This is a genomic window from Pseudomonas sp. 2FG, assembly GCF_005502935.1.
Lineage (GTDB): Bacteria > Pseudomonadota > Gammaproteobacteria > Pseudomonadales > Pseudomonadaceae > Aquipseudomonas.
The window spans coordinates 22,957-43,498 of record NZ_SCMP01000013.1; the positions used below are offsets into that span (position 1 = coordinate 22,957).

Below are 20,542 nucleotides of genomic sequence, written 5' to 3' on the forward strand. Positions count from 1 at the left end.
GACCTCCAGATATGAAAAAGCCCGCGCGGGGCGCAATGCTGTTCACTTAAGGTCTGTGCATTTGGCTCCCCTCGCCCGTTTACGGGAGAGGGGCTGGGGGAGAGGGTAAATAGCGGGCAAAAGTGAATTCATTTGACCATGCTCCCCTCTCCCTAACCCTCTCCCCAAAGGGGCGAGGGGATAAAAAGCGCTGGCGCATGCTTAAGTGAACAGCATTGCGCGCGGGGCGGGCTATTGGTTTGAGTTATTTGCTCTTGCTCTGCATAATCCGCACCTACCACATGCTAAGCGTATAGCAATCAGTAGGGGGGGCGATGATCGGCGACGGACCTATACGTTTTATTGCGGCGGATGGTATCCGCGGACTTGCCTGCCTGATCGTTTTGCTCGTACATGCCGTTGCGGTTTTCTTCCCAGCATCTTTCCCTTATCTCAAAGGCTGCGGAAAAATTGGGGTCTGGCTGTTCTTCGTGCTTAGCGCATTTTTACTTTCCCATAAGCTACTACTCTCACAAATGCGCCCATTAGCCCTTGTTAATTATGGTCTCGGGCGATTCTTGCGTATTATCCCTCTGTTCATGTTAGCGGTGCTTGTGTACGCATGGGTTGGCCTGGTCTCTTGGCAAAAGACAATCGACGCATTGCTATTCAATACAGGCCTAATGCACTTCTGGACTATCCCGGTAGAGTTTAAGTTCTACGCTATTCTTCCGCTATTACTTTGGTGCCTGATAGCCGCTCACCGATTCGCAGGATGGAAGGGGGCTGTAGTCTTTACTGTGATTTTTATCGCAGTCCATCAAGCATTATTTCCTTTCTGGGAACTACAAGAGAGTTCGATATTTACCTCTTGGTATGTGCCAAGCTTCATCTTCGGGTGCACCGGCGCCGTCATTTATACGAAGCTAAGCACGGCAATTTCCGGTAGAGCATCTCTATATATTGGAATCGGCATCCTTTTACTGATGATCCTGTCGTCTCCCGGTGCACGGTTTTACCTATTTGGAATACCCATGACAGACGACCTGATGAACAAACATATCCCGTTTAGTTTGTTGTGGTTGTTTTTTATAATGGCCCTTATTGATGGGCGAGGTTGGCTGGGGGCAGTTCTCCGAACCGCCCCTATCAGCATGATCGGGAAGTGGAGCTATTCTATATATCTATTCCACTTTCTTATGCTTCTCAAACTCTCAGCGACGCACAAGAACAGCATTGCCTGGATGGCTTTGGCCATCATAGCGTCTGTCGCTATTGGAGCGTTGTCATATTACCTTGCCGAGCGCCCTCTGGAGTTTTTGCGAGGCAGAATGCAACTTCGGTATCTATCAAGCAAATATGAAACTGGGAAATAACTTGCTCCGCTCTCAAACGTATTGATAACCGAATTGAGCTGCACGTCGTAGCGCTTTTCGGTCGCCGATTCCTAGTGTGCTGTCTCGCAATAATCATTGCTCAAGCGGCTGGGCTGGCCTGTGTAGGGTGCGCCGTGCGCACCACTGACACCGGGTGCCTGGTGCGCACGGCGCACCCTACGAGCCGGTGTCATCGAAACAATAATTCTGAGACAGCACACTAGAATGTCGGAATGGTGCTGGCCGTAGTCATGGGGCTCGGACCCTGCAATGCTGTGGCAAAGGCGAGCGAGAAATTAGTTCGTAGGTTGGGTAGAGCCCCTACGAAACCCAGCCTACGATTGAGTCGGCGACCGGGCTACGCAGGGCGGCTCAGCCGCGCAGGCAGTCGAGCAGGGCCGCGTGCCAGTCGGGCAGAACCACACCCCAATCGGCCTGCAAGCGCGTGCAGGCCAGCCGCGAGTTGAGCGGGCGCGGGGCCGGGGTCGGGTAGGCGCTGGAGGGGATGGGCACGAGGCGCGCGTAGGGCTTGCCTTCGGCCTTGAGCCGTTCGGCGATGGCACTGGCGAGGCCGAACCAGGAGGTCTCGCCCTGGCAGCTGAAATGGTAGGTGCCCCAATGTGGGTTACCCTGCTGCCAGCGCTCGATCAGTTGGGCAGTAGCCTGAGCGATGCTGCCGGCCCAGGTCGGCGCGCCGATCTGGTCGTCTACCACCCTGAGTTCCTCGCGCTCCTGTAGCAGGCGTTGCATGGTCAGCAGGAAGTTGCGCCCGTGCAGGGAATAGACCCAACTGGTGCGCAGGATCAGGTGTGCGCCGCCGACCGCCTGGATCGCCTGCTCGCCGGCCAGCTTGCTCTGGCCGTAGACGCCGAGCGGGTTGGGCGCATCGTCTTCCTGGTAAGGAGACGGCTTGCTGCCGTCGAACACATAGTCGGTGGAGTAGTGGATCAGCGGCACGCCCAGCGCGGCGGCCTCCTCGGCCAGCACGCCAGGGGCCGTGGCGTTGAGCGCGAAGGCCTGCTCGGGCTCGCTTTCGGCCTGGTCCACCGCGGTATACGCGGCGGCGTTGATGATCAGCTCGGGGCACAGGCTACGCACCTGCCGGCGGATCTGCGCGCTGTCGCTCAGGTCCAGCTGTTCACGGCCAAGGGCGATGACTTCGGCTGTTCCGTCCAGGGTCAGTTGCAGCTCTCGGGCGACTTGGCCGTGCCGGCCAGTAATGAGGATTCTCATGGGAACAGCTCGGCGTCGTTCAGCGACAGGCCGGCCTGGTCCTTGACCGAGAGCTGCGGCGGTGTGCTCAGCGGCCAGTCGATTGCCAGGGTCGGGTCGTCCCAGCGGATGCAGCGCTCGTGGGCCGGGGCGTAGTAGTCGGTGGTCTTGTAGAGGAACTCGGCGAACTCGCTGAGCACCAGGAAGCCATGGGCGAAGCCTTCCGGCACCCATAACTGGCGCCTGTTCTCGGCGGACAGCCGCACGCCGACCCAGCGGCCGAAATTCGGCGAGCCGCGGCGAATATCCACCGCCACGTCGAACACCTCGCCGGCCGTGACCCGCACCAGTTTCCCCTGTGCCTGCTGGAGCTGGTAGTGCAGGCCGCGCAACACCCCGCGCTGCGAGCGCGAGTGGTTGTCCTGGACGAACGCCGGTTTGCGGCCGGTGGCCTCTTCGAAGGCGCGGGCGTTGAAACTCTCATAGAAAAAGCCGCGTTCATCGCCGAACACCTGGGGTTCGAGGATCAGGACGTCCGGCAGCTCGGTGGCGATCACCTTCATACATGCTCCCCCGCCAGTTTGAACAGGTACTGGCCATAGCCGGTCTTGCCGAAGGCCTCGGCCTGCTTGAGCAGTTGCGCACGATCGATCCAGCCGTTGTGGAAGGCGATTTCTTCCAGGCAGGCGACCTTCAGGCCCTGGCGGTGCTCGATGGTCTGCACATATTGCGAGGCTTCCAGCAGGCTGTCATGGGTGCCGGTGTCGAGCCAGGCGAAGCCGCGGCCGAGCTTTTCCACACGCAACTCGCCGCGCTCGAGGTAGGCGTTGTTGACGTCGGTGATCTCCAGTTCGCCGCGAGGTGAGGGCTTGACCGCCTTGGCGATCTCGATCACGTCGTTGTCGTAGAAGTACAGACCGGTCACCGCATAGCTGGATTTCGGCTGCTTAGGCTTCTCCTCGATGGACAGCGCACGGCCCTGCTCGTCGAAATCGACCACGCCGAAGCGCTCGGGGTCTTTCACCCAGTAGCCGAACACGCTGGCGCCGCTAGGCTCGGCGGCGGCACGTTTGAGCTGCTCGCTGAAGTGCTGGCCGTGGAAAATGTTGTCGCCGAGGATCAGGCACACCGAATCGTCACCGATAAACTCCTCGCCGATCAGGAAAGCCTGCGCCAAGCCGTCCGGCGAGGGCTGCTCGGCATAGCTGAACTCCACACCGAACTGGCTGCCATCGCCCAGCAGGTTACGGTACTGCGGCAGGTCGTGCGGAGTGGAGATGATCAGGATTTCACGGATGCCGGCGAGCATCAGCACCGAGACTGGGTAGTAGGCCATCGGCTTGTCGTAGATCGGCAGCAATTGCTTGGACACGCCGAGGGTGATCGGGTGCAGGCGGGTGCCGGAGCCGCCGGCGAGAATTATTCCTTTCATACTGAAGCTCCCAGTCGTTCACGTTGATAACTACCGTCCTGTACGCGGCGGCACCAGTCGAGGTTGTCCAGGTACCACTGCACGGTCTTGCGCAGGCCGGTTTCAAAGGTTTCCTGCGGCACCCAGGCCAGCTCGCGCTGGATCTTGGAAGCATCGATTGCATAACGCAGGTCGTGGCCGGGGCGATCCTTCACAAAAGTGATGAGCTCTTTGTAGGAGCGGGCTTGCCCACGGTTCGCGCCGTCAGGCATCGCCTCGGTTGCGGATTGCTTCGCGAGCCTGCTCGCTCCTACAGCGGTGGGCTGCAGTGGCATTAGCTCATCCAGCAACGCACAAATGCTTTCCACCACTTCGAGGTTGCGCTTCTCGTTGTGCCCGCCGATGTTGTAGGTCTCGCCCACCTGGCCCTCGCTCACCACCTTTAATAGGGCGCGGGCGTGATCCTCGACATACAGCCAGTCGCGCACCTGCTGGCCGTTGCCGTAGACCGGCAGCGGCTTGCCATCCAGGGCATTGAGGATCACCAGCGGGATCAGCTTTTCCGGGAAGTGATAGGGGCCGTAGTTGTTCGAGCAGTTGGTCACTAGCACCGGCAGTCCGTAGGTGCGTTGCCAGGCGCGCACCAGATGATCCGAGGCGGCCTTGCTCGCCGAGTAGGGCGAGCTGGGCGCGTAGGGTGTGGTTTCGGTGAACAGGTCATCGACTCCGTGCAGGTCGCCGTACACCTCGTCGGTGGAGATGTGGTGGAAGCGGAACGCCTGCTTTCGTTCGGTTGGCAGGTTCTGCCAGTAGGCGCGGGTGGCCTCCAGCAGGCTGTAGGTGCCGACGATATTGGTCTGGATAAACGCTGCCGGACCGTCGATGGAGCGATCGACGTGGGATTCGGCGGCCAGGTGCATGACGGCGTCCGGCTGGAACTGCGCTAGCGCCTGCGCCACCTCGGGCTGATCGCCGATATCGGCCTGCAAAAATTGGTAGCGCGGGTTGTCCGCGACGCTGGCCAGCGACTCCAGGTTGCCGGCGTAGGTCAGCTTGTCCAGATTGAGCACTTGGTGTTCGGTGTCGTTCAGCAGGTGGCGAATCAGCGCTGAGCCGATAAAGCCGGCACCGCCGGTGATCAGAATCCGCATATCAATTGCCTTTTTTCCTTAAGTTCAGCTAGTGAGGCGGCATGAACTTCACGCCCGCCATGATCAGTTGGTTATCTGGCAGCCAGTAGGGTGAAGGGCCTGTAGGAGCTCGTTCCTACAAAAAACGTCACAGGCCGATTCATCTTGATTAACTGTCGGATTCATAGGTGATTATTCAGGTGCCTGACCAGGGGATGTCCCCCCTGGTCAGGACGAAAGGCCTTGGACGGAAGTCGAGATCCTGGTACGCAGCGCTGTGGCTAAAGGCTTGATCGTGGCTCATACGTTCAGCCATCCCGATTGTCCAGTCGCGGTAGCGGGGGAGGCGGCGTAGCAGAACCAGGGCAAGCCTGAAGAGTGGCAAGGGCAGGCGCACGATCCGTGTCGGTTTCCCCAGGGCGGCGAATACTCTGGCTAGCATGTCCTGGTAACTCAACGCTTCGGCCCCGGACAAGATATAAGTCTTACCGGTTAATGGTTTGTTCAGGGCGGCCGTGCATGCCGCCGCTACATCGTCGGCATGCACGGGTTGCCGCAGCCCCAGGGCCTTGCCGAAAACCGGGAAGAAGCCCAGCCGCTGGATGGTCCGGGCCATCTCGGCTACGTTCCTATCCTGGCCATGCCCATAAATCAGGGTTGGACGCAGGATGATCCAATCGACCCGATTGGCTTCGGCCCAGCTCTGGAAGGATGCCTCGCTGTCGGCCAAGCGCTGGGCCAACTGGCGCTCACGCGGGTCAGGGGAGTGATCCTTGGCCATCAGGCTGGTGGAGGAAAGGGTTATCACACGTTGTGCACCCATGGCGCCAAGCTGCGGCAGGACTTCAACCAGCACCCAGATGGGGAGCAGGCTGATCCAGCGGCGAATGGGTTCGGCAAGCGCGTTGGCGCCAGCAGGCTCGGGAAAGCGCCGCCACTCGCCCCGCGCATCCTTAACAACCTCTGGCGGTTGCCTGGAAAAGGCAATGACCTTGCGCTCCGAGCCGGCCAGCAGCGTTAGCAGGCTAGTCCCCACTAGGCTACGCGCCCCCAGCACGCCCACGCCACCATCAGGCATCCTTATTACCCCGCTGCCACGAGCGTTTCAGCAAGTGATAGCAGACGACCGCGCTAAAGCGCAGCCACACACCGGAAACCACCATGCCCATCAGCGCCCCTGGGTACTGATTGCGAAAGAACTTGCGGTAAAAGCGCACCATGCCGAGGTGCTTGTGCCACTCGACAAAGAAGGGGCGTGCCACGCTACAGCGGCCTTTGTGGTGGGTTATGCGGGCGCCAGGCTCGAATAGGATACGCAAGCCTGCGGCGCGGAAGCGCATGCACCAGTCCAGGTCTTCGCAGTGCATGAAGTAGCCCTCGTCCATAGCGCCGACTCGCTCAAGGGCATGTCGGGGCACCAACATGCAGGCGCCGGAAATGGCTTCCACCTCGACTGCCGCCTCTGGCAGGGGCGAGAGATGCAACAAGTAGTCCGAGAACAGCCGCGGATAACGTTGGGCGAGGCTGGCCAAACCGAATGCCCGGACGAAGGTGCGCCAGGGCGTCGGTACTGAACGGCGGCCACCGGCCTGTTCGCTGCCATCGGCATTGAGCAACAGGCCGCCGACCATGCCCACGGACGTGTGGCTGTTGGCCGCGCGAGTCAGGCTGTTCACCGCATCGGGCGCCAGTTCGCTGTCGGGGTTGAGGAACAGCAGGAAATCCCCCTCGGCCATGGTCGCGCCCTGATTGCAGGCTCGGGCGAAGCCCAGGTTGCTGGTGTTGCGTATGACCTTGAGACGGGTACCGGCGGGAACGGTCTTTTCCGCCTGCCCCAGGCTGTCGTCGCTGGAAGCGTTATCCACCAGAATGATTTCCGCGACCTGGGCGCTGCAACTGACCAGGCAGCGGCTCAGGTAGGAGCCGGCATTATGGTTGACGATGACCACGGAAACCCTGTTCTTCGTTTCAAGTAATTCCAAAAGCAAAAAACTCCTAAACTTGCCTAGCAAGTAGCCAGATTATCTCGAGCAATGCGTTTGGATATTAGCCACTCACCAAGGCGCATGCCGTTACGCTCGATCAGGACGTGGGCGATTTGAGCCGCAACTACGACTAGAGCTATAGAAAGGATTGCGCAGAGTATAAATGAGACGCCATTTCCTAAAGAAAATCCATAAATTCTCTTATAGATAGGTTGGAGCATGTAAATAATTACGGGGTGGCATAAATAAATCCCGAAGCTTAGCTTTCCGAGGAAAGCAAAGGCTTTGTTTGATATAAGAGGGAATGGTTTGAGGCATTGGGAAACTATCAGGAGGGCAAACACCAGTCCCCAAAGGTTTGAGCGGCTCCCTATATGCGGTACAACAGCCCCTTCGAAGAGAATAACTGGAACCATGATAGCTAGTGTAATAGCAAGTATGGTATAGCCAAGATTGATTGGGGGATTTTTTTGAAGGTGTTTGTATAAAAAGTATGCAGGAGCGCCAAAGGAAAACACGCCGATTGAGCCAAGGAAGCTCATGTATGCGTAGCCTGGGGGGTAGCCCCCACTTTTGTAAAAGGTGTAAGCGAAAGCGCTTAATGCAATCATTGTTATGCAATAAGCAGTAGCGCTATATATGGTTTTTATAAGTGTTAGCAGGTAGGGAACAACTAGGTAGAATATTACCTCTACACCGATCGTCCAGCCTGCCCAAACTATGCTCTCATGTTTTCCTGGGAAGAGGTTGTAGAGTAGCGAAAAATTCATGATAATATCGATGGCGCTGTATGTTTTTCCAAATTTCAGATATATAAATATCAGAAAAAAAATAGTCATGGAATAAAATAGTGGTGCGATCCTGAAGATGCGCCGGAAGAAGTAGGCGGATAACCAACCATCTTGGCCGACTCGTGATGAGGTGCTGAGAAAGAGCGAGAAACAACTTATCGTGAAGAATAGTGGAACGCCGAGGCCGAAGTAGATATTTATAAAGCCAAACTGATCAGGTATGGCTAGTTTCGCGATTCCAAGTGTGTGAAATACCACAATGGAAAGAGCTGCTAAACCTCTTAATGAATGCAGCCCTGTTAGTGTCATTGTTATTTTCTCGAGTTAAATTTTTGATTTAGGATAACAAATTAATATTTGTTATCTGGGGAAATTATAGTGCTCAGCATACTCAATAAATGATCTATGTTTTCATTCGCACTAAATGCTTCGGTATTAATGACTAGCGCTGGGTTAACTGGTGGCTCATAGGGTGAATTGATGCCCGTGAAGTCCTTTACTTCGCCAGCTCGTGCGCGTTGGTATAAGCCTTTCACATCACGTTGTTCGCAGGTCTCCAGCGAGGTGGCCACATGCACCTCGAAGAAGGCCGCTGTGCCGATGATCTGTCTGGCCTGCTGGCGGTCTTCGCGGTAGGGCGAAATAAAGGAGGTGATGACGATCAGCCCGGCCTCGTTCATCAGGCGTGCCACCTCGGCAACACGGCGGATATTCTCGCAGCGATCCTCCGGGGAGAAGCCTAAATCACGGTTCAGCCCGTGGCGCACATTGTCGCCATCGAGCACGAAACAGGCATGGCCCATGGCGAGCAGGCGTGCTTCCAGAGCGAAGGCCAGGGTTGATTTGCCGGCTCCGCTCAGCCCGGTCATCCAGATGGTCACCGGGCTGTGGCCGAAGAGACGACCACGCTCTTCACGGGAGACGTGGCCATCTTGCCAAACGATATTTTCAGGCTTCATTTCTTATCCTTCACAGCGAAGACAGTTTTCACTAACCAAGGCTCTCGGCAGGGCTAGATGGCTAGCCGGTTGCAGCCCCGCAGGGTTACTTGGCCAAAAGCAGGTGCATTCGTTAGCGCGGGTTGAGCTCCAGCTTGGATCGCTGGGTGGCGCAGGCCAGTTTCCAGAATGCTGCATATTACAACAACGACCGTTTGGCGATTTTGTAACGGCGGCCCAGGCCTTTGTCCAGCAGGCGCCAGATGCTCCGGATGCCTGCTTGGCGCTGTGCCTGGATCGCGCGGCGCTTGCGCCACATGCGCGGTAGGCCACGGATGGCATCCCACTTGGCGCGCAGCAGCACCCGGCCCCTGCCACGGCAAACATAAATCAGTGTGGTCAGTAGGTTCATGAGTATATGGGCGGGCAGCATGAGCCAAAAGAGTGCGCCCGGCATGTTCTTCACATAGGTCCAGACCAGGTTGCGGTGCCCGTGGTAAAGGGCGAAATCGCTCTTCTGCCCACCGCTGGACGCCGAGCCGACATGCAGGGCTCGGGCAGTCGGCACCAGGCGGCACTGATGCCCGGCCAGCCACAGGCGAAAGCCCAGGTCGACGTCCTCGCAGTAGCAGAAGAAGTCCTCGTCCAGCCCGCCGACGGCCTCGTAGAGATCGCGCCGGTAGAGTGCCGTGGCGGCGCACGGGGAGAAGATCAGCCGCTCCTGAAGAGATTCCTCGTTCAGCGGCACGCCATGCCCCAGTCGCCAACAGAGGCCACTGGCATGATAGGCGTCGCCGATACCATCCAGCCGCGTTGGGTCCTGTGCCATCAGCGTTACTGCGCCGAAGCAGCCCACCTGCGGCTGACGCATGGCCGCCTGCAGTAGTTGCTCCAGACAATCGGGAGCGAGGAAGGCATCGGGATTGACCAGCGCTATCCACTCGCAATCCTGCAGCTCGGCCACCCCTAGGTTGTTCGCCCGGGCGAAGCCGACATTCTCGGCCAGGCGGATATAGTGGGTGTCGGCGGGTCGCTGGCTCGGCAACGCCTCGGGCGGATTGCGGCTGGCGTTGTCGATGACGATGGTTCTATGGATAGGCGCCTGCTGCCCGGCCAAGGCGGCCAGACAGCGCTCGAGCACGTCGAACGTATTCCAGTTGACGATAATCACGCCGACTCTTGGCCGCTCAAGAGCGGCTACCCCGGAGGAGGCGGTTAGAATGTCAGTGGAAAGGTTGTACATGGTGGTTGCGTGCCGGCGAGGTGGATATTCTAGTCAAATAAGCTCGAAAATTTGGGTTGTAGACTGCAGTAGTGTATCAGTGTTCAATCTTGGGACTTCCGGTGATCCATTTGCCAGTTGGCTAAAGCCGAAGCGCTACCCTATTCGCGGGTATGTCTGAGTTTCGGTCTCCCGAAAACTGCTTAGAGTCGCTGGCGCTCACGCTGAGCTGCAGGGTGTGAGCGCGACTCATGGTTGGAGTTTAATGCTTGCGACTGACCAGCACGTCGATATATTCGGCGCGGATGCCTTGGTCGATATCGTCGATCATTATAATTGTGGTGGGCGTTTTTGCCGAGTCCGAGATATAGCCGGCAATATCATAGCCCCAATGCATGGTGACCAAGGCGCCTTTGGCGTCGACAGGATTGCCATGATATTCAGGCTCGTGGTGGTAAATGATTTCACCCTCTTCGGTGCGGGAGGCCCAACGTTCGCTCTTATTACCCTTATTGATCAAAGGCGCGGTAAATATATGAGCGCCACCGGGTTTAAGCACTCGGGCAATTTCCTTGAAGGCCTTTTCCGGATCGAAGATGTGCTCCATCACGTCCTGGGTAATGAATAGGTCGAATGAGTTATCGGGAAAGGTAAGGTTTTCTAAGTCCTCGCAGCGAAAGCCACTCTGCGGGTGAGTTTTTCCAGGAGCGACGTTGGGATAATATTGCGAAGCAGAGTAGTCTCGGCATTCCTTGTGGAGTTTAACACTGGCGCCGCGACCACCAGGTGATGATTCGTGAATGCAGAGATCGCGATAGTTTGGGAAATAGTCAATAATTACTTTAAACAAGGCTCGCTCACGTGGTATTGAGCCACAGTTTGAGCAGAGCAAGTGGTCTCTGAACCATATATACTCAGCCGAGAAGGTAACTTCTTTTTCACAGATGGGGCATCGGCCATTATGCTGAAAAACTGTCATGTCAAGCTCCTGTTTGGTTCCTTGGTCTTGGCTGGTGCTGAAGGTTAGCGGATCAAGTTACTTTTCTGCCGAGTTGTATCAGCGCAGGTATTGCTTGCTCAATTATTGAGAGAAGATCTTGAGTGTTTAGTTCAAAGTCTGCCTGGGTACAGACACGGCGTGATGCATAGTGTTCAGCACTCCACCAGCGTGCATCATTCTTCATCAGCACTTTGGATGGCTCATCTAGCAGGTTATGCAGCAGCATATTGTCAGCACGGGTGGCGGCGATAATCTGTTCGGATAGTTCTTGATCAATGACCCAAGGTGCTTTTCCCTCAAACTTTAAGAACTTTGAAAGGATACTGTCGACGTCTGCGCCGTGGGTGCATCTGAGTGATGGGTATTTCTTTAAAAGCTTTATTAAAGTCGGATTAAGGCTGACGTTATTCCGCTCTTCGTGAGCTGCGCTGAGGGTTGGTCTAATATTGAAAAGCCCCATGAAATCTTCTACGACGTCACTCGGCTGCAGCCTTACAGTGATGTTTTCAACGCCAGGTAGTCTTTGCCACTTGGTGATCTGGTCTGCCCAGAGCATAAAATTATAGCCCCAGGCTTTGATGACATCGCCAGGGTTAGAGAACTCACTGGCCCAGGCATACCACTGCCACCAGGCCGAATTAAACCAGTCAACCTGTGGGCGTACATAGACTATGCCATGTGCTGTGCAGTCTAGTTGAGTGAATAAATCAGAGTTTTTAAAGTGACCGGCGCGGCGCCCCCAGTCTTCTTGTGAAAAAATCGGCGTATAACCAGCATCAAATATTTCGTCCAGTGCTTGTTTGATCTTCGAGAGATTCTCTGTTTCTGCGATGGCGGGGGAAGAGGCGATGTACTTAAGAGGGGTGAGTGAAGCTTTTTTCGTTAGCTCTTCGCCATAGATGATTCTTCCATCACTTTGAAGGCTGCAATAAAGCAGTCTTTCGTTCGTTTCAGGTGTTGTATGCTCGGGATTGAAGGACAAGTAAGACTGTAGCGCGGAGCTGCCGGTCTTACCGAATCCGATGTGAAAGTAAGCTTTTCTCAATTTTTCACCAAAGCTTAAGATTATGTTCTATCCAGGATGCAGTAAGGGCTATCCCGCTCTCGATAGTTGTTGAAGGCTTCCAGCCGGTATGTGCTGTGATTTTTACGTTATCCAGCACATTGCGCTTGACGTCCACGGATCTTGCTGCGGAGTAATTGACTTTTAATTCCAGTTCCAGCGACTTACCAAGTATCTCGATAAGTTGGTTGATCGAGTGGCCCATGGAAGTGCCAATGTTATAAATTTCACCAGACTTACCTGACCAAGCTGCAGCCAGGATGCCTTGGGTGGCATCGGTTATATAGATGTAATCCCTGATATTGGCGCCGTCGCCCCAGATTTCGATGGTATCGCCCTTGAGTGCCTTGTAAGTCAGCGCGGCGATAATGCCTTGCCCTCTGAGCGGGTGTTGCCAGGGGCCGTAGGGGTTGGCCAGCCGGGCGATCACATAGTCCAGGCCGTACAGTGTGCGGTACAGCGCGAAATACTTCTCGATGGCGACCTTCACCAGCCCATAGGAGCAGATGGGCTCGGTCGAGCTCGTTTCGACAATCCGCTCGCTGTCTTGCTGACCATAGACGGTACCACCGGAGGAGAGAAACACCCAGCGCAGGTTCCGTGCTTTGGTGGCTTCCAGGTAGCGCAGCGTGGTGGCCAGGTCGAGACTGACTTCTTCTGCCGCCTGGGCCGTACTGGGCGAGGGGCGGCAGGAGCTGACCAGGTGGAAGACCAGTGCATTGTCCAGGGCTTCCAGCAACTCGGCAGGCAGGCTGGCGAAATCGCCGATAATCGCCTTGGCTCCCACCGGCCACTGGGGCGAGCTGGCTCGGTCGAAGCAGATCAGCTCGTAGCCCTGCTCGGCCAGGGTGTTGGCGAGATTTATTCCGATAAATCCCGCCGCGCCGAGGATGACGGCTCTCTTATATGACTTGACTGATGCCATCACGGATTCCTTTACCGTTCTTGCTCGGTATCTGGAAGTGCTCATGCAGGTGCTCGATATAGGCATGTGCCTTGGCGAGCGCCGCCGCGGATGGTTCCGTCAGCTCGCGAGCGATTTCCTGAACTTTGCAAACTTCCTGCAGGTGATTGAGTTCCTGGGTGGAGCTGGTGACGCTGTTGGTGTGGCGGCGGTGCTGGTTCAGCGATTTCTCGCAGAAATACACCTTGCCCTGTAAGAGCGCATGAAGATAGATCAGCCAGTCCCCGGCGACCCGATAGCCGAACAGGTCATCGCCTATGGCATTGAATGCCCGTTCGAGCGCGGTTCTGCGGAACAGCACGGCGCTGACATTGGGAATGGTGTTCTTGATGCTCAGGGCTTCGCCGATTTCCTCACGGCCATCGCGCACATAGTGGGTCAGCCAGTGTTCTGAAATATCCTTGGTGTAGTCGAGATAGTTCGGTGCCAGTACCTTGCCTCTGTCGTCGATCTGTTTGGATTGACTGTAGGCCAGCACCACGGATGGGTCATGGAAGGCCGGCGCTAGCTCATCGAGGAAGTCACTGTCGGCGAGATCGTCGGCTTCGGCGATCCACAGCAGGTCACCTTTGCTCAGGGCCAGACCCTTCTGCCATTGGCGGAAGACCGAGCCGGAATTGCTCTGGTTGACAATCAATTGGCCATCGCTACCGCTGCGCTCGAGATGTTTCTCGATGACTTCGACGCTGTTATCGCTGGAGGCGTCGTCCAGCACTATCAGCTCATAGATCGGCCAGTTCTGCCGGTAGATGCTTTTCAGGCGCTTGCCGATGTGCCGTTCGTAGTTGTAGTTGGGTACGACCACGGAGATGCGCGGAAAACCATTGAGGTGGTGCAGCAGGTCCAGGGCATATTGCTGAAGCGAACCGACGGAGCGGCTGGGCTGTTCTACCGGGTTGGCCAGCAACTCGCAGAGCTGCCGGGCGAAGTCCTGCACATCCAGGTAGCTTGCCAGGCGACCACCTTGTTCCTGGATGAAATCGCCAGCCCCCGAGGCGCCTTCGAAAGCCACCACGGGCACGCCGACTTCGGCGGACTCCAGTACCACGTTGGGGAAGGGGTCCTCGCGCGAGGGTAGGGCATAGGCCGCCGCCGCCGCGTAATAGGCGAGGGGTTCGCGGTCGAAGCCGGTAAACAGGACGCGATCCTCTAACCCCAGTTGCTGAATGCGCTGGGTGACGGATTTCTCCATCTGCTGCTCGGCATGGCCAACCCAAATGAACGCTGAATTGGGGCGCACTTTGAGGGTTTGTGCGGCAATTTCGACGAACAGGTCGGCGCCTTTACGCGAATCGGCATAGCCGATACTGAGAATGATCTGGCAGTCGGCGGGCAGCTTGTGCTTCTTGCATATCTTGCTGTGGGCTTCGGCGCGGCGCGTCTTGTAGGGGTTCTTGCGCAGCACGCCCTGGGGGCGGATGACAACCTTCTCCACGGCGACCGGGGTAATCTCGCAGTAGCGCTGGTGCACCAGGGATGCAGGGAAGACGATCTTGTCGGCATGCTGGGCAATGGCCTCGGCATTGACCTCTTGCTGCATCTCACGGATTACGCCGGGAAGCTCGTGGATCAGGCTGAGCACACGGAAACCCAAGGCTTTCAGTTGCGGCAGCACGCGCCCGCTAACTACGGTGCTGGTGATGGCATCCGCACAGCCCTCGGCCCTGAGGTTGGCAAGGAACGTCTGCACGGCCTGGCCTCCCACTTCCTTGGCATTGAGGGTGCGACCGACGTGGGCGAAATCGTCCAGTAGCTTGCCGCCATCTAGAGCCAGGATGACGACCCGTAAGCCATTGGCCTTGAGCTGTTTGGCGGTTTCCAGGATGAGGAACTGGGCGCCATGCGGGTGACAGTCGTGGGTCACCAGCAAAATCGACTGGTCTTGGTTGGTGTCGGCAGGGCTGAGCGCGTCGCGGGTGGCTTGCAGGTAGGCATAGCCGTAATGAGCGTCGGGCTCCAGGTGGGCGCCTTCGGCCCATTCGTTCCAGGCGTTGACGAAGATCAACTGCTCATCAGGGTTGTCATGACGCTGCTCGGTGTCCTGAATGGCATTTTCCAGCCAGCGCCGATAGAGCGAAGGAGTGCTGTTGAGGAAGACGGTGCTGCGGTTCTTCCTGCGTGCGGTGTTGTCCCAGGCCGGGCAGACACTGCGGAACAGCTTGTAGTCGGGCTGCTGGTATTTCTCGCTGCGTTCGACGAATACTCGCCAATCGTAAACGGTGGCGCCGAAGTCTTCGTTCAGCGGGGTAACGCTGTTGGTGATGTTCGGCGGCGCGGAGTTGTTCGGCGGAAATTCGATGGCGGCGTCGAAGCCGTATTTGGCCGGGTCGACCGTCTCGAAGGACTGGGTGTAGGCCAGGTAGATTTCGCCGATGCCGTTGGCCCGGCACCAGGTGCGCCAGCGTTCGGCGGTTTCCTTGGCCGAGGGCAGCAGGCTGGGACGGTAGACCAAAAGCAGCGGCTTGCCGTCGATGCGAATGTAGCGGGCGTCGCGCATGTACTGGGCAACATGGGCGATAAAGGCCAGATCGTCTTCCGGTGAGTGTTGCTGGTCGATCAGGATTTCGCTGTCCAGGCCGTCCCAACGGCGACTCCAGTTTTCGTTGGCCCAGCACAGGCAGAACGGCAGATCCAGGCTGGCATCTTTCAGGTAGTTTTCAATCGGGGTTTCCAGCAGGCGCTTGCCGCCGAACCAATAAAAGTAGAAGCAGAAACCCTCGATACCATAGAGCTTGGCCAGTTCGGTCTGGCGTCGTTGCACGGCGGAGTCGAGCAGGCTGTAGTAGCCCAGTTCGGCCGGGACATGGGGCTGGTAGTGGCCGGCGAACTGCGGTTGGGCCGGCTGGACGTTGGTCCACTCGGTAAAGCCTTCACCCCACCAGGCATTGTTCTCGGCGATGGGGTGGAACTGCGGCAGGTAGAAGCAGATCAATTTCACCGGTTTGCTCTTCAAGGGCGCGCCCTGGAGCAGGGGAATGTATTCGGCACTGGCCGACGCCTGTAGCTGGGTTGGCGCTGTGGCAATGGCGCTGCAGGCTGGCGGATTGTGGTTGATCGGGGCGGTGAAGTTCTGCCAGCTGCGGTAGGCCTGGGTCCAGCGGAAGACAGTGGGCAGCGATTTGAAGATCGTGTTTTTGAACCGTTGCTTAGCTTCGCTGGAGAAGGGCAACTGGTGCCAAGCCGCATGCGCGGTATTGGAGAAGGTGCGACGGATAAACCGGTAAGGCCTGGTCATCATGCTTCTGCGGAGGAAGCGCAGCGGTTTGGTCAGGAACCAGGACTTGCTGCTGATAATCCGCGCCAGTTGGGCGTTGGTCTGCGCCAACTGCTGGCTGAGGTGCAGGACATTATGCTGTTCGGCCGCGTACTGGCCTTGTAGATGGCCTACCTGCTGCTGCAACTGGTCGCGGGTATCGTTCAGCTTTTCAACGCTCAATCGCGTGTCGTGTAGAGCTTTCCCGGTCTCGTCTTGTCGGGCGATCAGCCCGGTTTTTTCTTCCTGCAGGCGTTCTTGCTCTTGGCGTAAGTTTTCGAGTTGCGCCTGTGTGCCGGCGAGCTGCTGCTGAAGCTGTTGCGCGGTCTGGGCGCTTTGAGTATGCAGCTGTTTCACGTGCTGCAGGGTCTCGGTGAGCCTCGCGACTTCTTCTTGAGCGGCTTGTTGTGCAGCATTGAGCTGGTCGGTTAGATCGGCCTTTTCGCTCAGGCTGTACTCGTAGGCAGCGCTTACCTGCGCATGCTCCTGAGCAAGTTCGCTGAGGGTCTCGGTGAGCCTCGCGACTTCTTCTTGAGCGGCTTGTTGTGCGGCATTGAGCTGGTCGATTAGGTCGGCCTTTTCGCTCAAGCTGTGTTGGTAGGCAGCGCTTACCTGCGCGTGCTCCTGAGCAAGTTCGCTGAGGGCCTCGGTGAGCCTCGCGACTTCTTCTTGAGCGGCTTGTTGTGCGGCATTGAGCTGGTCGATTAGGTCGGCCTTTTCGCTCAAGCTGTGCTCGTAGGAGGCGCTTACCTGCGCATGTTCCTGAGCAAGTTTGCTCAGAGCCTGCTCTGCCGCGAGATGCTGGATTTGTAGCTGTTCGAGCTGGATACGCAGGCTGGTCAGCTCGTTGAACAGTTGCTCATGCGAGGCTGCCAGCGTTTGTTGGGCGTTGACTGCCTGATCTCTGGTATTGATTGCGATCGCCAGTTGTTGCAAGGCGCTCTCGCGCTCGCGGGTGGCGGCGTCCCGGGCTTTTTCCAGTAGGTCCGAGTGCGCCAGCAGCGGGAGGAACTCCAGATAACGCTGCTCGAAGGCTTGCCAGCGTTGTTCGAGGGCATTGCCGTTGGCGGGCAGGCTGTCCGCCGCCAACTGCTGGAGCAGTTGGTAGAGCTCGTGAATGAACGGCGAGACCTGCTGAGTATCGGTCAGGCGCTCGTGGGCTGCCACGTTATGCCGCAATGCCGGGGTCAGGAACTCTTCCGTGTATTCGCGCAGCGCTTGTGGGGCGCTCTGTGGGGGCGGCAGCTCGAGTGCTCGCGCAATTCGCGTCAATTGCTCTTCGGGCTCTTCAAGCATGGCGTCGTAGGTGACGAAGACGCGTTGCTGTTGATGGGTCCCGCGGAGTGCGCCGACCTGGTGTTTGGCCCACAGCATCAGGCCTTTAACCTGGGCAAAGTCGTCACGTTTGTGCAGCGACTGGGCTACGTCCAGCGGGTTGCGAATGGCGATGAGGTAACTGGCCTTCAGGTCGAGTTGGGCGAAGATGTTTTGCCAGAACGGCAGCAGTATCGCGACGCGTGGATCCTTGAAGGCGAATACGGTGTTGTCCGACAGCTTGCCTTGCAGGAGAGCGGTTGCGGTCTTGCGCTCCAGCGAGAACTCCGGGCGCAGCAAAACCTGGTCGTCCAGCTTGGCCAGGCGATGCCAGGCGGAGTCCAGCTTCTTTAAAAGGGCTTCGTTGAAGGCATTGATCTCGGCATCTTCCCAGAAGCCCTTCTCGTTGTTACCGGGAATGGCGCCGATCAGTTTGTCGCCGAGATCCAGGGAGAGCACCTGCAGCCCGCGGGTTATCGCGCTCGTACCGCTGCGGTGCATGCCAAGTACGACTACGATTCGCTTTGTCACTTCTGCCATAAGTTACTCTTCCGTACTTGCAGCCATCGAGGCGATATCAAAATTGATCAGGGCGTTTGTCATGCGTCCCTCGTAGGCTTGGACGCGGAACATTACCGCGTCGAGAATGCGATGCAGGTAGATGCGCTCGGGGTGAGTCGCGGTTTCCCCTTGCAGACCCGCGTTGAAGAAGTAGGTGCCCGGGTTCATCAGCGCACGAAAACTAAAGCTGACCTCGTAGGTTTGCCCTGCTTTCACCTCGGGAAGGTACTTGTTGACCGCCGGATAATTGGCTCCGCCGATTTCGAAACCACTGATGGTCTTTATTAACATGCCGAACTGTATGTTGCGCGCGTTCTCGATGAAGCGCACGGCATAGCAGTACTGGTACTCCTGCATGGCAACCAGGCTGTTGACCCGCTGCCCTTCGAGTGTCTCGATATGCGGGTCGGTGATGAGCGCACCGAGCTGTTCGTACTCGATCCGGCTCTGTGACACCAGGCCTTCGATGTAGTGTGGGCGTTCGGCTTTGACGGCTGGCGCGTTGAGCGCGGGGGCGCTTCCTGGCGGACTGATGTTCGAGTTGGCGGCGGGAGCTTGCGCGGCGTTGCGGATCTCCTGGAGCACATGGGCGCGGCGGGCCTCGGGGGCGAACAACAGCTTGTTGTAGAGGGCGATGGTTTCTTTGGGTGTGCCATCGAACAGCAGTTCGCCACTATCCAGCAGTAGGGCACGATCGCACAGTTCCACCACCAATGCGGCGGCGTGGGAGACGAATAGGATGGTGGTGCCCTTTTCGCGTAGCGCTTCGATGCGGGCGAAGCATTTGCGGCGAAACGCCTCGTCGCCAACCGCCAAGGCTTCATCCACGATCAGGATATCCGGTTCACGAGCCACCGAGACGGCGAAAGCCAGCCGCACCAACATGCCACTGGAGTAAGTCTTCACCGGCTGGTGGATGAACCTGCCGATATCGGCGAAGGCGAGGATGTCGGGCAGTATCTTTTCGATATGGCTGCGCGGCATGCCCAGAATCTGGCCATAGAGATAAACGTTCTCCAGCCCGGAAAACTGTGGGTTGAAGCCGGTGCCAAGTTCGAGCAGGGCGGCGACTTTACCTCGGGTTTCGCAATGGCCGGTGGTCGGGTTGAGGGTTCCGCAGATCAGTTGCAGCAGGGTGGACTTGCCCGAGCCATTGCGCCCGACGATGCCCACCGTTTCACCCCGGCGAATCTCGAAGGAGGCTCCGCGCAGTGCCCAGAACTCCCGATAGAACTGGCTCGGTTTGACCATGGCCAGGCGTTGCAGGCGTGGCACCAGAGATTGTTTAAGGCGATCCTGCGGGCGGCGATAGACTTGGTAGCACTTGCTTAGCTGGGTGACACGGATGACGGGTTCTTCAGATGACATCAGCAAATCCATTCCTCAACTTCTGGAACCACGCATAACCCAGCCAAGCTACCAGCAAGCTCAATGCCAGGTAGATGGCCCACCCCTGAAAATCGGGCAGTTGTCCCTGCAAAATAACGTTGCGGCTTTGCTCAATAATGAAGGTGAGTGGGTTGGCCATGGCCAGCGGCTGAATGTTTTGCGGTAGCGCTGAGAGCGGGTAAAAAATCGGGGAGAGGAACAGCAGGGCGGTATTCAGGAAGCCGGTTATCTGGCCCAGGTCGCGCAGGAAAACGCTGGTAGCGGCCAGCATCCAGCTGATGCCCAGCGCTACCAACACCAGAGGCAGCACGACTAGCGGGAAGAGTAAGCAGGTTAGCGGTAGCTGCCCGTGAATGATGAGCACGGCTGCCAGCAGCACCAGATAACTCACGAACAGCTGAGCCAGGGCCGAGCCGAGCGAGATCCAGGGGAGTGCATCGAGGGGGAACACGACCTTTTTGACGTAATTGGGGTTGCCCAGTATCAGTGACGGTGCACGGTTCACGCACTCTGCGAAGAAAGCATGCAGGATCATTCCGACGAACAAGGCGAATGCGAAGTCCAGATGGTTTTCACCACCCGGCCAGCGGGCCTTGAAGATCCCTGAGAAGACGAAGGTGTATATGCCAAGCAGGAGCAGCGGAGTTATCAGCGCCCACGCCAGGCCGAGAAAGGTGCCTTGATAGCGGGTAGCAATTTCGCGCGTGATCATTTGCCAGATCAGTGCGTGGTGAGCAACCGCACCGCGCAGCAGCGCGGCCGGAGAATAAGTATGCCGGACCATCAACTGTGACTTACTGCTTGCATCTGTTCTCACGCGGTGTGCTTTTTGTGATCGCCCAGCTTGAGCCATTCCCCGGCAATTTTCAAGGTAAGATGGCGGTGTAGACGCAAGCCGCAACAGCTTAAGCTCGTGCGCGAGGGGCGATGTTATTCCTGTTGGTGGGCGCGGGG

At 57.5% G+C, this 20,542-nt stretch carries 16 protein-coding genes; 1 reads left to right on the top strand and 15 read right to left on the bottom strand.

Annotation, left to right across the window (positions count from 1 at the left end):
• The first annotated feature begins 314 nt into the window (after nucleotides 1-314).
• Nucleotides 315-1,355: an acyltransferase gene (locus FFS13_RS14115; RefSeq protein ID WP_137819719.1), complete on the top strand. Its 1,041-nt coding sequence runs from the start codon at nucleotides 315-317 to the stop codon at nucleotides 1,353-1,355.
• 372 nt (nucleotides 1,356-1,727) lie between these two features.
• Here the strand turns inward: FFS13_RS14115 and rfbD are convergent, their stop codons facing one another.
• The 15 genes from rfbD to FFS13_RS14190 form a co-directional block, all read right to left on the bottom strand.
• The gene (rfbD, locus tag FFS13_RS14120) at nucleotides 1,728-2,588 is read right to left on the bottom strand and encodes a dTDP-4-dehydrorhamnose reductase (protein WP_137819720.1); all 861 of its coding nucleotides are present in this window, start codon (nucleotides 2,586-2,588) and stop codon (nucleotides 1,728-1,730) included.
• On the bottom strand, nucleotides 2,585-3,130 hold the full coding sequence (rfbC, locus tag FFS13_RS14125) for a dTDP-4-dehydrorhamnose 3,5-epimerase (RefSeq protein ID WP_137819721.1): 546 nt from the start codon (nucleotides 3,128-3,130) through the stop codon (nucleotides 2,585-2,587). The genes rfbD and rfbC overlap by 4 nt, the downstream gene beginning before the upstream one ends.
• Nucleotides 3,127-3,999: a glucose-1-phosphate thymidylyltransferase RfbA gene (rfbA, locus tag FFS13_RS14130; protein ID WP_137819722.1), complete on the bottom strand. Its 873-nt coding sequence runs from the start codon at nucleotides 3,997-3,999 to the stop codon at nucleotides 3,127-3,129. Before rfbA ends, rfbC begins: the two co-directional genes overlap by 4 nt.
• The gene (gene rfbB, locus FFS13_RS14135; protein WP_137819723.1) at nucleotides 3,996-5,129 is read right to left on the bottom strand and encodes a dTDP-glucose 4,6-dehydratase; all 1,134 of its coding nucleotides are present in this window, start codon (nucleotides 5,127-5,129) and stop codon (nucleotides 3,996-3,998) included. Before rfbB ends, rfbA begins: the two co-directional genes overlap by 4 nt.
• A gap of 175 nt (nucleotides 5,130-5,304) precedes the next feature.
• Nucleotides 5,305-6,186, bottom strand: a complete 882-nt coding sequence (locus FFS13_RS14140; protein WP_137819724.1) for an NAD(P)-dependent oxidoreductase — start codon at nucleotides 6,184-6,186, stop codon at nucleotides 5,305-5,307.
• Entirely contained in the window at nucleotides 6,179-7,090 is a 912-nt protein-coding gene (locus FFS13_RS14145; RefSeq protein WP_137819725.1) for a glycosyltransferase family 2 protein, read from the bottom strand. Before FFS13_RS14145 ends, FFS13_RS14140 begins: the two co-directional genes overlap by 8 nt.
• A gap of 23 nt (nucleotides 7,091-7,113) precedes the next feature.
• Nucleotides 7,114-8,193: an acyltransferase gene (locus tag FFS13_RS14150; protein ID WP_137819726.1), complete on the bottom strand. Its 1,080-nt coding sequence runs from the start codon at nucleotides 8,191-8,193 to the stop codon at nucleotides 7,114-7,116.
• 41 nt (nucleotides 8,194-8,234) lie between these two features.
• A complete protein-coding gene (gene cysC, locus FFS13_RS14155) occupies nucleotides 8,235-8,843 on the bottom strand; it encodes an adenylyl-sulfate kinase (RefSeq protein WP_137819727.1) in 609 nt (202 codons plus the stop codon).
• A gap of 178 nt (nucleotides 8,844-9,021) precedes the next feature.
• Nucleotides 9,022-9,993, bottom strand: a complete 972-nt coding sequence (locus tag FFS13_RS14160; protein WP_218568625.1) for a glycosyltransferase family 2 protein — start codon at nucleotides 9,991-9,993, stop codon at nucleotides 9,022-9,024.
• 313 nt (nucleotides 9,994-10,306) lie between these two features.
• Nucleotides 10,307-11,023 (bottom strand): class I SAM-dependent methyltransferase, encoded by a 717-nt coding sequence (locus FFS13_RS14165; RefSeq protein WP_137819729.1) that lies wholly within the window; start codon nucleotides 11,021-11,023, stop codon nucleotides 10,307-10,309.
• A 52-nt stretch (nucleotides 11,024-11,075) separates the two neighbouring features.
• Entirely contained in the window at nucleotides 11,076-12,089 is a 1,014-nt protein-coding gene (locus tag FFS13_RS14170; RefSeq protein WP_137819730.1) for a hypothetical protein, read from the bottom strand.
• A gap of 4 nt (nucleotides 12,090-12,093) precedes the next feature.
• Nucleotides 12,094-13,032 (bottom strand): NAD-dependent epimerase/dehydratase family protein, encoded by a 939-nt coding sequence (locus FFS13_RS14175; RefSeq protein ID WP_171006493.1) that lies wholly within the window; start codon nucleotides 13,030-13,032, stop codon nucleotides 12,094-12,096.
• Entirely contained in the window at nucleotides 13,010-18,178 is a 5,169-nt protein-coding gene (locus FFS13_RS14180; RefSeq protein ID WP_137819732.1) for a glycoside hydrolase family 99-like domain-containing protein, read from the bottom strand. Before FFS13_RS14180 ends, FFS13_RS14175 begins: the two co-directional genes overlap by 23 nt.
• Before the next feature lie 3 nt (nucleotides 18,179-18,181).
• Complete coding sequence (locus tag FFS13_RS14185) at nucleotides 18,182-19,567, bottom strand: ABC transporter ATP-binding protein (protein WP_218568626.1); 1,386 nt, start codon at nucleotides 19,565-19,567, stop codon at nucleotides 18,182-18,184.
• Nucleotides 19,557-20,405: an ABC transporter permease gene (locus tag FFS13_RS14190; RefSeq protein ID WP_256657903.1), complete on the bottom strand. Its 849-nt coding sequence runs from the start codon at nucleotides 20,403-20,405 to the stop codon at nucleotides 19,557-19,559. The genes FFS13_RS14185 and FFS13_RS14190 overlap by 11 nt, the downstream gene beginning before the upstream one ends.
• Nucleotides 20,406-20,542: the final 137 nt, after the last annotated feature.

Bases quoted from the DNA above. Each gene is read 5' to 3' on its own strand.
- FFS13_RS14115 (WP_137819719.1), top strand. From the start codon at position 315: ATGATCGGCGACGGACCTATACGTTTTATTGCGGCGGATGGTATCCGC.
- rfbD (WP_137819720.1), bottom strand. From the start codon at position 2,588: ATGAGAATCCTCATTACTGGCCGGCACGGCCAAGTCGCCCGAGAGCTG.
- rfbC (WP_137819721.1), bottom strand. From the start codon at position 3,130: ATGAAGGTGATCGCCACCGAGCTGCCGGACGTCCTGATCCTCGAACCC.
- rfbA (WP_137819722.1), bottom strand. From the start codon at position 3,999: ATGAAAGGAATAATTCTCGCCGGCGGCTCCGGCACCCGCCTGCACCCG.
- rfbB (WP_137819723.1), bottom strand. From the start codon at position 5,129: ATGCGGATTCTGATCACCGGCGGTGCCGGCTTTATCGGCTCAGCGCTG.
- FFS13_RS14140 (WP_137819724.1), bottom strand. From the start codon at position 6,186: ATGCCTGATGGTGGCGTGGGCGTGCTGGGGGCGCGTAGCCTAGTGGGG.
- FFS13_RS14150 (WP_137819726.1), bottom strand. From the start codon at position 8,193: ATGACACTAACAGGGCTGCATTCATTAAGAGGTTTAGCAGCTCTTTCC.
- cysC (WP_137819727.1), bottom strand. From the start codon at position 8,843: ATGAAGCCTGAAAATATCGTTTGGCAAGATGGCCACGTCTCCCGTGAA.
- FFS13_RS14165 (WP_137819729.1), bottom strand. From the start codon at position 11,023: ATGACAGTTTTTCAGCATAATGGCCGATGCCCCATCTGTGAAAAAGAA.
- FFS13_RS14175 (WP_171006493.1), bottom strand. From the start codon at position 13,032: ATGGCATCAGTCAAGTCATATAAGAGAGCCGTCATCCTCGGCGCGGCG.
- FFS13_RS14180 (WP_137819732.1), bottom strand. From the start codon at position 18,178: ATGGCAGAAGTGACAAAGCGAATCGTAGTCGTACTTGGCATGCACCGC.
- FFS13_RS14185 (WP_218568626.1), bottom strand. From the start codon at position 19,567: ATGTCATCTGAAGAACCCGTCATCCGTGTCACCCAGCTAAGCAAGTGC.